Origin of the sequence: Dehalogenimonas formicexedens (assembly GCF_001953175.1) — a bacterium.
In the GTDB taxonomy this organism is placed as follows: Bacteria; Chloroflexota; Dehalococcoidia; order Dehalococcoidales; family Dehalococcoidaceae; genus Dehalogenimonas; species Dehalogenimonas formicexedens.
The window spans coordinates 411675-423384 of the sequence record NZ_CP018258.1 but is presented as its reverse complement, the minus strand read 5'-3'; the positions used below and the strand labels follow the sequence as shown (position 1 = coordinate 423384).

General features: G+C 59.2%; 13 protein-coding genes. 4 read left to right on the top strand and 9 right to left on the bottom strand.

All coding sequences use genetic code 11. The annotated features are described in order from the left end of the window. Nucleotides 1–165 precede the first annotated feature (165 nt). Nucleotides 166–300 carry a hypothetical protein gene (locus tag Dform_RS11695; protein WP_257787724.1) on the top strand — a complete coding sequence of 45 codons (135 nt, stop codon included), beginning with the start codon at nt 166–168 and terminating at the stop codon, nt 298–300. On the opposite strand, the gene Dform_RS02260 is transcribed toward Dform_RS11695, so the two are convergent. The 7 genes from Dform_RS02260 to Dform_RS02230 form a co-directional block, all read right to left on the bottom strand. Then, entirely contained in the window at nt 297–1691 is a 1395-nt protein-coding gene (locus Dform_RS02260) for a purple acid phosphatase family protein (protein WP_076003593.1), read from the bottom strand. The two genes, Dform_RS11695 and Dform_RS02260, sit on opposite strands and share 4 nt — an antisense overlap. Nucleotides 1692–1742: 51 nt before the next feature. Next, nucleotides 1743–2876, bottom strand: a complete 1134-nt coding sequence (locus tag Dform_RS02255; RefSeq protein WP_076003592.1) for a sensor histidine kinase — start codon at nt 2874–2876, stop codon at nt 1743–1745. After that, complete coding sequence (locus Dform_RS02250; RefSeq protein WP_076003591.1) at nt 2863–3570, bottom strand: response regulator transcription factor; 708 nt, start codon at nt 3568–3570, stop codon at nt 2863–2865. The genes Dform_RS02255 and Dform_RS02250 overlap by 14 nt, the downstream gene beginning before the upstream one ends. Before the next feature lie 100 nt (nt 3571–3670). Further along, nucleotides 3671–4273, bottom strand: a complete 603-nt coding sequence (locus Dform_RS02245; protein WP_076003590.1) for a hypothetical protein — start codon at nt 4271–4273, stop codon at nt 3671–3673. A gap of 97 nt (nt 4274–4370) precedes the next feature. Further along, nucleotides 4371–4751 carry a hypothetical protein gene (locus Dform_RS02240; protein WP_076003589.1) on the bottom strand — a complete coding sequence of 127 codons (381 nt, stop codon included), beginning with the start codon at nt 4749–4751 and terminating at the stop codon, nt 4371–4373. An 18-nt stretch (nt 4752–4769) separates the two neighbouring features. After that, nucleotides 4770–5132, bottom strand: coding sequence for a hypothetical protein (locus Dform_RS02235; RefSeq protein ID WP_076003588.1), 363 nt, complete (start codon nt 5130–5132; stop codon nt 4770–4772). Between the two features lie 32 nt (nt 5133–5164). Next, nucleotides 5165–5626: a phage tail protein gene (locus Dform_RS02230; protein WP_076003587.1), complete on the bottom strand. Its 462-nt coding sequence runs from the start codon at nt 5624–5626 to the stop codon at nt 5165–5167. A 323-nt stretch (nt 5627–5949) separates the two neighbouring features. Here Dform_RS02230 and Dform_RS02225 point away from each other — a divergent pair, with 323 nt between their 5' ends. The 3 genes from Dform_RS02225 to Dform_RS02215 all read left to right on the top strand — a co-directional run bounded on the left by Dform_RS02225 (nt 5950) and on the right by Dform_RS02215 (nt 8914). After that, complete coding sequence (locus Dform_RS02225; protein WP_076003586.1) at nt 5950–7374, top strand: acetyl-CoA carboxylase biotin carboxylase subunit; 1425 nt, start codon at nt 5950–5952, stop codon at nt 7372–7374. 107 nt (nt 7375–7481) lie between these two features. Then, entirely contained in the window at nt 7482–8342 is an 861-nt protein-coding gene (locus Dform_RS02220) for a PIG-L deacetylase family protein (RefSeq protein ID WP_076003585.1), read from the top strand. 86 nt (nt 8343–8428) lie between these two features. Next, entirely contained in the window at nt 8429–8914 is a 486-nt protein-coding gene (locus tag Dform_RS02215; protein ID WP_076003584.1) for a hypothetical protein, read from the top strand. A gap of 30 nt (nt 8915–8944) precedes the next feature. Here Dform_RS02215 and bzaB read toward each other — a convergent pair whose 3' ends face one another. Both bzaB and thiC read right to left on the bottom strand, forming a co-directional pair. After that, on the bottom strand, nt 8945–10228 hold the full coding sequence (gene bzaB / locus Dform_RS02210; protein WP_076003583.1) for a B12 lower ligand biosynthesis ThiC-like protein BzaB: 1284 nt from the start codon (nt 10226–10228) through the stop codon (nt 8945–8947). A gap of 163 nt (nt 10229–10391) precedes the next feature. After that, nucleotides 10392–11690 carry a phosphomethylpyrimidine synthase ThiC gene (gene thiC, locus Dform_RS02205; protein WP_076003582.1) on the bottom strand — a complete coding sequence of 433 codons (1299 nt, stop codon included), beginning with the start codon at nt 11688–11690 and terminating at the stop codon, nt 10392–10394. Nucleotides 11691–11710: the final 20 nt, after the last annotated feature.

The window sequence follows — 11710 nt, the reverse complement described above, 5'->3', positions numbered from 1 at the left end:
TTGCCACGGGCCCTGATGAATCGCGGGCCCTCGCAAAGACAAAAGAATTCAGGGCTGTAATCGGGGATTTTAAGGAACTATTTCCCCAACAAACAGTAGCATTACGGATATGCCAGGACCGGGCTTTCGTTTATTCTTATATCATCCGGGCGATGGAGGTTGAATATGTGGATGGTGTTGTTGGCGTGCGCGGTCAGCGCCGTCGCCTGGACCGCGTCTCTGAAAACCGAGCGCCTCATCCGGGTCAGGGAAGAGCAATATCAGCCCTCCGACCTGGAACAATTCGACCGGCTGTCCTAGCCCTTAACGACCGAGATCGTCTTGAGCGGCGCCCCGTTCGGATCCCTGATGGTCAGGGTGCAGGCGTTGCCGTCGATAGATACGTCGGCAAAGCCGTACGATCCGTTTTCATACCATACGCTCGCCGGCGAGGTGTAGCTCCTCGGCTCATCCGGCGCCCCGCCGAAGGCGCCGCAGACGGCGTAGGTCACCCCGGCATGCCGCAGCAATTCAAGCTGGTGGGCGTGCCCGGAAAACACCAGGTCGACGTTGAACTCCTCAAACAACGGCCCGAGCCTCGATATCGTTTCCTGGTTGTCGTACCACGGCCAGCCTTCGGAGACAGAACCGGAGGCGTAGAAGAAGCCGTGGCACAACACGATCTTCCAGTCGCCGGCCGGGATGCTCTCAAGCTGGGCTCTCAGCCAGGCTTCCTGGGCGACGGTGATGCTCTCGGCGCTCCACTCGATGTCAAGACACAGGAAATGGACATTGCCCGCGTCAACGCGGTACCACAGCGGTGACCCGGACTGCAGATCCATCCCCGGCGGGTAACAGTAGTCCTGGAAATTACCAAACCCAGCGAACAGGGTGTCATGGTTGCCGGGGAGGTAGCGGGTGGGGATAGTGGCGCTCGCCGAGGCCATCGAATCGAAAGCCTCCTGCCACTGGCCGCGGGTAAAGCCGTATTCGACGAGGTCCCCCAGGGCAAAGAACATGCCGTAGCCGTTGGCCGGGTCGGCGATCTGGGCGAGCATGGCGTCGCTGGCCTGCCGCGAGGCGTCGGCAGCCCCGAAATGGGCATCGCTGCCCACGGCGAAACGGATTTTACCGCCGGCCGGCAGGCTGTTGAAATAAGCCGGGGCGCCGCCGTTAACCCGGTACTCATAGCGGCTGTCCGGAACGAGGTCCCGCAGCATGAAGACGTGGCTGGTCGAAGCGGCGGATTCTTGCGATCGCGCCAGCGCACCGCCGGCAAGGCCCCATTCGAGGGTATTTTTGGTGGGGGACCTGGTGTTGAAACATACCGCCAGGTTGGGGATGCCGGAGGAACCCGAACCGTCGGCGATAAGCAGTTGGGGCGGGGTGTCCCCGATGCCGGCGGCAAAGACATCGCCCGTGTAAACGAACGCCGCGGAAGGCACGACCATGGAGAAGAGCGAAAGAATCGAGACGAAGACCGTCAGCAGGGTAGGAAAGCGGGGGTTATGCCTCGACCTTTTCCACAAGTACAAACCGGAGAGCACCAGCATAACCAGCCCGAGCACGCCTGCTCCGATAAAATACTGGTGGAATTCCCCATTAACGCGGAACAGCCCGAGGGTGCCATGCTGGCTGAAAGCCCAGGCCAGAAATACGAATACGGCTATTGCGCCGGCCAGGGGCGCGATAAAGAATTTAGATTTTCTCATCGACCCATTTTAAAGACAACCACCGTTTATAGCAACGGGGCAAGCGCCTTTTTAGACGGGCAAGGAGAAGGAAAACGTGCTGCCTTTGCCAAGCGCGCTTTCGACCCTTACCCTGCCGCCGTGCGCTTCCACCAGCTGCTTGACGATGGCCAACCCAAGGCCGGAACCGCCGGTGGCGCGGGCGCGGGAGCGATCAACGCGGTAGAAACGGTCGAAAATATGCGGCAAGTCTTCCGCCGATATGCCGATGCCCGTGTCGGCCACCGAAATAACGGCACCGCTGTCGTTCCTCTCGACTTTGACCACAACCCTGCCGCCTGAGGATGAGTAGTGGAGCGCGTTGGCCAGGAGGTTCCTGAGCACCTGCTCGATGCGGTCGGAATCGACGTCAGCCTCAACCGGTCTCAGGGCCTCAACAGCCAGTTCGATGCTTTTCGAATCAAACTGGGTCCTCATCGCCTCAACAACCCTCGCAGCCAGCGCCGAAACATCGGTCTCCTGACGGTGGATCTTGAGCTGGCCGCTTTCAGCCAGGGTGATGGTCCGCAGGTCTTCGACCAGCCGCCCCAGGTTTACCGTTTCCTGGTGGAGGGATTCGAGGTTGGCGGGGCTGGTCTCCAGGACGCCGTCCTGCATCGCCTCGATGTTGGCGCGCAGCACCGAAAGGGGCGTCCGCAGCTCATGGGCTACGTCGGCCACCATGTTCTGCCGCAACTCCTGGTCCCGGCGAAGGGTATGGGTCATGGAGTTAAATGATTCGCCGAGTTCGACCAGCTCACTCGAGCCCTTGAGCCGGACTTTCTGCGACAGGTCGCCGCCGGCGACTTTCTTGGCGGCCGCGGCTACCTTGCCCACCGGGGCGACGATATTGCGGGTAAACAAGCCGCCGAGGACAATGGCCAGGAGAACACCCAGCAGGCCGGCCATCCACAGTGTCCGGCCAAAATCCGAAAGGAAATTCACGGTGATCTGCTGGCCCCAAAGATTGCCGTTGCCCATCATGCCGCCGGGGCCGCCGGGACCGTTGCCCATCATACCCTGCATGGTGATAACAAAGTCGTGGAAACTGCCGGAGGTGGCGTTATAGGCCAGTATAGCGACCAGTCCCATGCCGAGGACCGACGAAAGTAGAAAGCCAAGGATCAATCTCACCGAAAGCCGGTTGAAAAATCTATTGATTGCCATGATCGGGCTCCTGAAATTTGTAGCCTACTCCGTGAACGGTGGTGATGGAGCATGGGCTCTCGATATTCGCTTCGCCGAGTTTGCGGCGCAGGTTCTTGACGTGAACGTCGATGGTGCGCTCGTAGCCCTCGTAATTTTCACCCAGCAGGTCGAGCAGCTTGCTTCGTGAAAGGACCAGCCCGGCGTTCCGGACCAGCGCCGTCAGGATCTTGAACTCGGTGGCGGTGAGGGGGATGGGCTGGCCGTGACAGGTAGCCTCGAATCTATCCTCATCGACGACAATGCCCCCAGCTTCGATCCGGGCTGAGGCCGCGGCGGAGGGGCTGGGTTTCGCCCGGCGCAGGATGACCTTTACCCGGGCGACGAGCTCCCGGGGGCTGAAGGGCTTGGTGACGTAATCGTCGGCACCGATCTCCAGGCCGATGAGCTTGTCCGCGTCTTCCTGCCGGGCGGTAAGCATGATGATGGGCACGTCGGAAGCGCGGCGGATGGTCCGGCAGACTTCGAGGCCGTCAATCTCCGGCAGCATCAGGTCGAGGATGATAAGGTCGGGCTTATCCCGTTTGAAAACTTCCACGGACGTTTTGCCATCGCCGGCGGTAACCACCTCGTAGCCGTCGCGTTCAAGGTATGCCCGGACGGTGCTGACAATCTTGGGTTCATCGTCGACGACAAGAATCTTGGCTTTGGACATGGCGTCACCTCGCCTACCACTATATGACTAATTTAGCTTTGGATGCAAAACGGGCGATGGTGGCCCATCGCCCGTTCGCCCTGGGATAGATTTGATGAGACTAGCGGCAGCCGAAGCCTCCGCCCATCATGCCCCAGCCGAAGCCGGGAGCTGCCGGGGCACCGGGCGTTACCGTGGTGTCGCCGGTGTAACCCCAGCCGCCCATCATGCCGGGACCGAACGGTCCGGGGCCGGCGCTGGTGTTCAGGTAGTCACCGCAGAACCCTGCCCAGCCGTTGTATCCGACGGCTGAAGTGACGTTCAGGGTCAGCAGGTTCTGGGCAGCCTGGCGAGCGGCATCAAGCGCGGTCTGCGCCTGGGCCTGGGTCAGGTAACCATTCTGGACCTGCAGGTTGACCCTTGCCTGGAAGGGAGCGATGATCGCGTCGACGACAACCGAGGCGGCGACGTTCTTTTCGGTGGCGATGGCCCCTAGCGTCTTGCCTGACTGTAATTGGGTGGCAAGGTCGGTGGGGGTCAGCCCCAGCACGGTGGCGACCCTGGCCAGGGCGCCGGAATCGACACAGCCGAGCCCGTAGGCGTTTGTTACCCCCGGCGCGGCGGGGTTATTGGCCGCCGAGGCGAGAACCGGTATTCCTATTGCGAAAACACCGGCCAGGAGAACCGCTAGAACTACCAACCATTTTCTTGAGAAGCCTTTCATGGATTTCCTCCTTTGTTTGATAGTTCAAGAATACCAGAGCCATGTGAAGAATCGATGAAGATGGCGGCAAGGTATTGTGAAGATGGGGAGAATGCTTTTATCGGGTTTGAGGGGGGAACTGGTCTTTCGACAGGATCAACAAAAAGGCGGAAACGAAACCTAAAAGGACCGGGCAGGCGCAAATAGCCCCGGCAAAAGCCCATCGCCACCGCCGCCTCCGCAAAGCAAAGACGCCGCCTATCACCGAAACCACCGGCGGGATCATAAACACCACGAAAAATAGCCACAACCGCAAGAGTCCCCAGCCTTCAAGGGGCGAACCGAAACTGACCGACAGACCGAGGGTTAAAAGCAGGATAAAAATTACCGTTCCCGCCCAGAGAACGGCCGAGATGAAATTGAGCACGCCCGCCAGGACCGGTTTCCAGGCAGGCGACTGAACTGATGTAGCTTTTATGGTGTGGGCCTCGATGATCACAGGAATGTTGGACTAAGCTTACATGGTCGACCACCAGGCGAGCAATCCCAATTCAACGGTAAGGGCGATGAATGAGAGTCCCAGGCTAAATCCGAGCCCTTTCACGATTTCCCATTGCCGGCGGAGGGCAAAGATAATGAGCGCCGTGAAGGCGACGGGCATCAAAAACAATCCGACGGTGAAAAAGTCGTTAGCGACATCGGATACCTCACCGGATGAGATTTCCATGAGCTGGGCGATAAGAGCGGCGATAACCAAAATAATGGCCGGAACAGCCACGGCAAATATCGCGTAATATCGTGATTTTTCCATACCGCGGCTGGGTTTGAGTTGCCAAACCGCGGAGATGGCGATCAAGACAAGAGGTATCAGCAGCAACATTATTCTACTTACCGATGACCGGCTGAATCAGGTCAATATTCTCCCTTGATCACGAAAAATGAACCTCGGATTGTACCCGCCAGCTTTGACTTCTGCCTGGCGAATTTGAACTTGCCAAGTTCCGCGGGCACTTCCATGCCCTCCGAAAGCTTGAAGCCGACGGCGCGGTGCCCCGGGTCATCGACGGCGTACATGACGTTGACCGCCAGGCCGTCCTCGTAGAAAACATAGGCCATCTTGAGATTTGCGACCTGGAAACGGGAGGTCTCGAGGGGCTTGGCGGCGAACTCAATGCCCCGCTCATGCTTCAATATCCGGTTGACGTATTCCAGCGTGTCCCCGCTCTCAGCCGCGGGCACAGTCGTAAAATGATGCCCGTATTTGTTCATGTAGTACCGGGCTTCGTTGGCTCTGAGCCCGGCCAGGGCTTGCGCCACCGGCGAAGACTCCAACCCTACGGTAGAAACATTGGTGAAATCGACGACATAAGCCATGTTCATCCTCACTATAAATTGCTTTCAATCATCATAATAAAACAGATTTTTCCGAATCTGATAATCGGATCACCCACATCAGAACCGGCATCCCGGACAACTTTCAGCCCGAGGCGATCGCCGTAGTTCGATTCAGCTTTGTGGATGCCGGTTGAGGCTAAACTGACACCCCCGGAAAGATGTAAATCACATTCGGGAACCCCCTATGCGCGTTCATGTTTATTTTGATTTTAATAACCACTCCGAAAACGGCCTCAAGCTGAACCGGTACCAGCATTTATGATATATTATCAACTTGAACAACCATTCAAGGAGATAGCCGCATGATCAGCAAGATTCTCATAGCCAACCGCGGCGAAATAGCGATTCGGGTAATGCGCGCCTGCCGCGAACTGGGCATCAATACCGTAGCTGTCTATTCCGAGGCGGATAAAGAGGCTTTCTTCACCAAGTACGCCGATGAAGCCTATCTCCTTGGGCCTGCCCCGGCATCGTTGTCTTACCTGAACATGGAGAAGATCATCGAGATCGCCAAGCATTGCGGCGCTGAGGCGATCCATCCCGGTTACGGGTTTCTGTCCGAGAACGCCGCGTTCGCCCGGGCCTGCGAGAAAGCAAAGATCATCTTCATTGGACCACCCGCCAATGTGCTGGAAGTGACCGGCAACAAGATCGCCGCCCGTGAGGAAGCGGTTAAAGCGGGCGTCCCGGTTGTTCCCGGTACCGGCGAATGCCCCGCCGATTTCTGTCAGCTCCAGGACGATTTGGGTGAGATAGGTTATCCCCTTATCGTCAAACCGGCGGGGGGCGGCGGCGGTATCGGTATGGTCATCGCCAGGAGCGACGCCGACCTGCAGCGGGCGCTGACACTGTCACCCCAGATGGCCAAGAAGAGCTTCGGCGTTGCCAGCGTCTATATCGAAAAGTATATCGAACGGCCGCGGCACATCGAATTCCAAATTCTCGCCGACACCCAGGGCAACGTGGTGCACCTTGGCGAGCGCGAGTGCTCCATCCAGCGCTTCCATTCGAAGGTCATCGAAGAATCGCCGTCGACCGCCCTAACCCCGGAACTACGCGCCGAGATGGGCAACCAGGCGGTCAGGCTGGCACGGGCCATCAAGTACGTCGGGGCCGGCACTGTCGAGTTTATCTATTCTGAAGGTTCCTATTATTTTCTGGAGGTCAACGCCCGCATCCAGGTGGAACACCCGGTGACCGAGATGGTGACCGGCATCGACCTGGTCAAGGAGCAGATCAATATCGCCGCCGGGCTGACCCTGTCGGTCAAACAGGAAGATATCAAGCCCAACGGCTGGGCAATAGAGTGCCGGATTAACGCCGAGAACCCGCTGAGAAATTTCATGCCGTCGCCGGGCACCTTGACCGGCTACCGCTCACCGGGCGGCGTGGGCATCCGTGTCGATTCCGGAGTTTATAACGGGTACACCATCCCCGACTGCTACCACCCGATGATCTCGAAGCTGGTGGCCTGGGGACGGGACCGCAACGAGTGCATCCTGCGCATGCGCCGCGCGCTTTACGAGTACATCATCCTGGGCGTCGATACCAACCTCGTGCTGCATAAGGCCATCATGGAAAACCCTCGCTTCGTTTCCGGGTCGCTCGATACTGATTTCATAGCCCGGGAAGTCGGCCTGCTGGCGGACATGCAGAGGATCAAAGAACGGGACAAGTCCCTGGCCGAAAGGCTGTCGACGATTTTCTACCGGCCCAAGCCGCAGTAAGACGACAAAAATCAAAGATCGTCCCTTACGCAGGTCGAACCGGAACAAACCGGATTGGCCGCCCGGGGATTTTCGTCTCCGGCCTCCGCATGCGGTAAAATTAAGCCATGATGACTAACGACCGCGCGCTGCTTTTCGTTGGCGCCCATCCTGACGACGAGAGTTTCGGACCCGGCGGAACCCTGGCCCGTTACGCTCAGCAAGGCGTCAAAGTCTATGTCGCCTGCGCCACCCGGGGCGAAGCAGGGACCATCGACCCGCAATTCTTCATGTCCGGCCTGGTCACCACCGGAGATGTCCGCTGGGCCGAGATGCAATGCGCCGCCAAAGCCCTGGGACTCTCGGGCATCTTCCATCTGGGCTACCGGGACTCCGGCATGGCCGGGAGCCCGGACAACAAACATCCCGAGGCATTGTGCAACGCATCCACCTCGGCGGTCGCCGAAAGGATCGTCAGGATCATCCGCGAAATCAAACCTCAGGTAGTTTTAACCCACGACCCCCATGGCGATTACGGCCACCCCGACCATATCGCCACCCATAAAGCAACGGTGATGGCTTTCTATGCCGCCGGAGAAACAAAAACCTATCCAACTGCCGGCAACCCCTTCCAGCCGTCGAAACTCTATTTCAACGTATTTCCCCGCCGATTCCTCAAATTCGCTGTCAGGGTTCTTCCGCTGATCGGACAAGACCCGAAGAAGTTCGGCCGCAACAAAGATATCGATCTGACCGCCCTGGTTGGCGAGGAAATGCCGGTAAACGCGATCATCAAACTCGATCCGGCAGCCTTGAAAGCCAAAAAAGCGGCATCGGCCTGCCATCGGAGCCAACTGGCGGGAGGACCACCCAGGGGAGGAATGTTGACGGTCTTCCAAAGACTCTTCGGGCGGCGGGATACTTTTACCCTTGCCTTCCCAACCGGTGACAATAAGCGGGAAAACGATCTTTTCGAAGGGATTCCCTGAAAAATACCCCTTGTATTAAGCCTCCTTGTGCCATAAACTGGATTTGAGCCTGAACCAAGTCTTTTCCGGAGTGGCAAAGGAGAGACATGAAAACTCTGAAATGGCTTTTAGCTTTATGCGCTGCAGCGGTCTTTTTAGCCGGTTGTACTTCAAACTCCCGCTATCAGGTGGCAGTCGACAAAAACACGGCGCTCTCGCAACAGGTCACCGATCTGAGTTCCCAGCTCGGCACACTCCAGGGCAAATACGACCAGATAGCAAAGGTTTACCCTCCAAGAGAGTTTGCCAGCTTGAACGACCTGACCGCATGGCTGGCCATTGACAAGACCAGCGACCTCCCGCCGTCCGGCACCATGGAGGCGCTATATTCAAAGGCGCTGGGCCAGCAGGCGGCGGCGCTCAAAGACGGCTATGTCATCTCGGTCGACCAGGAAGTCATCTCCGACCAGTTTTATTTCGTCTTTTGCACCACGGTGATCGGCGGTCAGGTTTGGGTCTGGGACATAGAGACAGACGAACCTTACCAACCTATTGGTTTCGGGACGGTGAGTACCGGACTTTCCAAGCAATGATTCTTGCCTACGCCCAGCGGTCACCCTGAATCAAGCGATGCCGAAGTACTTCGCCGCTTCCTGAACGGCGCAGTCGGCGCCGCAGGAGACACACAGATGCCCACCGTGGCCGTTGCCTTTGGTAGCGGCGATGAGCCTATCCGGGGAAAGGGCAACCTTGATCTGGCGGTCGATATCCCCGGCTACCCGGGCGCGGGCCATCTCTTCTTCGCGGGCGATGGCGCCTTTATGACCGCGGGCGACATCGGCGATGTGAGCCGCCATCTTGGTGGTGACCACGCCGATGCGGACATCCTCTTCCAGCGGCAGCCCGAGGTGCTCGGCGGGCGTCAGGTAGCACAGGAAGTCAGCGCCGCAGGAACCGGCGAAGGCTCCGCCGATGGCCCCGGTGATGTTATCGTAGCCGGGGGCGACATCGGTGGCCAGCGTGCCCAGGATGAAGTACGGCGCGTTGTTGCACAGCCGCTTCTCCAGGCGCATGGTGGTTTCGACGTGGTTCAGGGGTACGTGTCCCGGGCCTTCGATCATCACCTGCACTCCGGCGGCCTGGGCTTTTTTCGCCAGATCGCCCTGGACCAGCAAACCCTGGATCTGAGCGCCGTCCATGGAATCGGCGGTCGCGCCGGGGCGGATGGCGTCACCGACCGAAAGGGTGACATCATGGGCTTTCATGATCTCCAGGATACGGTCGAAATGCTCGTACAGCGGGTTTTCTTTCTGATTGTGGAGCATCCAGCCGGTGATGAAAGCGCCGCCGCGAGACACCACCCAGGTGACCCGGCCGGTGGTCTGCATCGTTTTAAGGACGACGTTGTTAAAGGCGCAGTGCACGGCCATGAAGTCCATGCCCTCGGCCGCCTGCTTTTCGATGATATCGAGGATCTCATTAGGCCTCATTTCGACCACCGAGCCGTATTTGTCGATGGCTTCCTGCCCGGCCTGGTAGATGGTAGTGCAGCCGACGGCGACATCGGCCAGGTCCAGCGTCTGCCGCCGCATGGCATCGATACTGGAACCGGTGGACAGGTCCATGAAGGAGTCGCAGCCGGCGTCCTGCGCGGCTTTGAGCTTCCGGGCTTCCAGCGCCATGTCGTCGCGGTTTGAGGAGGTGCCGATTAGGGCGTTGACCTTGACCCGCATGCCTTCGCCGATGCCGCAATAGCGGAACGGTTTCCGGTTCTTGTTACGCGGGATGACGATACGGCCATCGGCTACCCGTTCCCGGATGAATTCCGGTTCATACCCCTCGGCGCGGGCGACGGCTTCCATTTCCTCAGTTATTTTGCCGGCGCGGGCTTTAAGTACCTGTGTCATTCAATTTCCTCGCAGTAATCCTTTTTTCACCTGGCGGCGACCGGTCGGTCGCCCCTACTTTCACCTGGTGGGCGAGCGCCGCTCGCCCCTACACCCCTCACCATCACCCCACCCCTTCACCCTCTCCTTTATCCTCTCCCATCAAGGGAGAGGAAAAGCGTATCTAACAACTGTGGCGCTTGAAATGCATGTGATCGGCGATGATCTTCATGGCACAGAATTTGCCGCACATAGCGCAGGTCTCGATATCGCCGTCGTTCCGGGTCAGGCGGATGTGCTGGGCGTGCTGAGGGTCGATGGAGAGCCTGATCTGTTCCTTCCACTTCAGGTCGCGGCGGGCGTTGGACATGTCCAGGTCCCATTGGACGGCTTCCGGCAGGCCGCGGGCCAGGTCGCCGGCATGGGCGGCAACGCGGGCGGCAATGACGCCCTGGCGCACCTGCGAAGCGTCCGGGTTGCCGATGTGCTCCGCCGGGGTGACGTAGCACAGAAAATCCGCCCCGTGCCAGGAGGACAGCGCCCCGCCGATAGCGGCGTTGATGTGGTCGTAGCCGACGCCGAGGTCGGTCAGCAGCGGCCCGAAGACGAAGTACGGCGCGCCTTTGCACAGGCTCTTCTGCAGGGTGATGGTGTCCTTGACGTGATTAAGCGGCATGTGGCCGGGGCCCTTGATCATGATCTGGACTCCGGCATTCCTCGCCCTCGCCACCAGCTCGCCCAGGATGACGAGTTCCTGCACCTGGGCGCCGCCAAGTGAATCGGCCAGGCAGCCGGGGCGCATGCCGTCGGCGAGGCTTAAAGTTACACCGTATTTTTTAGCGATTTCCAGGATGCGGTCGTAATTCTCGTACAGGGGATTCTCTTTCTTGTGGTGAATCATCCAGCCGACGAGATGGGAACCGCCGTAGCTTACCAGCGGGTCGATGCGGCCCTCGGCCTTGGCGCGCTCCACGGTAGCCATGGTGGTAGCGCAGTGCAGGGCCAGGAAATCAACGCCGTCGGCGGCTTGCCGCTCGATGATCTCGAGCATCTGCTCCGGGGTCATGGCCAGTGAAGAGCCATGCTTCTGGGCTGCCTCGGCGATGGTCTGGTACATCGGCAGGGTGCCTACCGGAACCGGCGAGGCCTCAAGGATGGCGCGGCGGGCGCCGTCCATGTCCCCGGCGATGGACAGGTCCATAATAGCGTGGGTGCCGGCGTCCAGGGCGACGCGCAGCTTCTCAAGCTCGCCGGCTACCGTCCCGTCCCAGGAATCGATGCCGATAGAGGCCGACACCTTGGTCCGCAGTCCCTTGCCGATAGCTACCGGCTTCAGGCCGCGGTGCGCCGGATTGCAGGGGACGACGATGGTGCCGTCTTCTACCTCTTTCCGGATTGTCTCCGGCGATACGCCTTCGGTCTCCGCGGCGGCTTCGATCTGCTCCGGGGTCAGGCCTTTGGTCAATTCTTCAACGGTCAACATGTTTCCCTCCTGAACTCTTT

What these genes read in the sequence shown, in the direction of transcription:
- Dform_RS02235 (WP_076003588.1), bottom strand. Translation starts at nt 5,132, where the DNA reads ATGTTGCTGCTGATACCTCTTGTCTTGATCGCCATCTCCGCGGTTTGG.
- bzaB (WP_076003583.1), bottom strand. Translation starts at nt 10,228, where the DNA reads ATGACACAGGTACTTAAAGCCCGCGCCGGCAAAATAACTGAGGAAATG.
- Dform_RS02230 (WP_076003587.1), bottom strand. Translation starts at nt 5,626, where the DNA reads ATGGCTTATGTCGTCGATTTCACCAATGTTTCTACCGTAGGGTTGGAG.
- thiC (WP_076003582.1), bottom strand. Translation starts at nt 11,690, where the DNA reads ATGTTGACCGTTGAAGAATTGACCAAAGGCCTGACCCCGGAGCAGATC.
- Dform_RS02225 (WP_076003586.1), top strand. Translation starts at nt 5,950, where the DNA reads ATGATCAGCAAGATTCTCATAGCCAACCGCGGCGAAATAGCGATTCGG.
- Dform_RS02245 (WP_076003590.1), bottom strand. Translation starts at nt 4,273, where the DNA reads ATGAAAGGCTTCTCAAGAAAATGGTTGGTAGTTCTAGCGGTTCTCCTG.
- Dform_RS11695 (WP_257787724.1), top strand. Translation starts at nt 166, where the DNA reads ATGTGGATGGTGTTGTTGGCGTGCGCGGTCAGCGCCGTCGCCTGGACC.
- Dform_RS02220 (WP_076003585.1), top strand. Translation starts at nt 7,482, where the DNA reads ATGATGACTAACGACCGCGCGCTGCTTTTCGTTGGCGCCCATCCTGAC.
- Dform_RS02255 (WP_076003592.1), bottom strand. Translation starts at nt 2,876, where the DNA reads ATGGCAATCAATAGATTTTTCAACCGGCTTTCGGTGAGATTGATCCTT.
- Dform_RS02260 (WP_076003593.1), bottom strand. Translation starts at nt 1,691, where the DNA reads ATGAGAAAATCTAAATTCTTTATCGCGCCCCTGGCCGGCGCAATAGCC.
- Dform_RS02250 (WP_076003591.1), bottom strand. Translation starts at nt 3,570, where the DNA reads ATGTCCAAAGCCAAGATTCTTGTCGTCGACGATGAACCCAAGATTGTC.
- Dform_RS02215 (WP_076003584.1), top strand. Translation starts at nt 8,429, where the DNA reads ATGAAAACTCTGAAATGGCTTTTAGCTTTATGCGCTGCAGCGGTCTTT.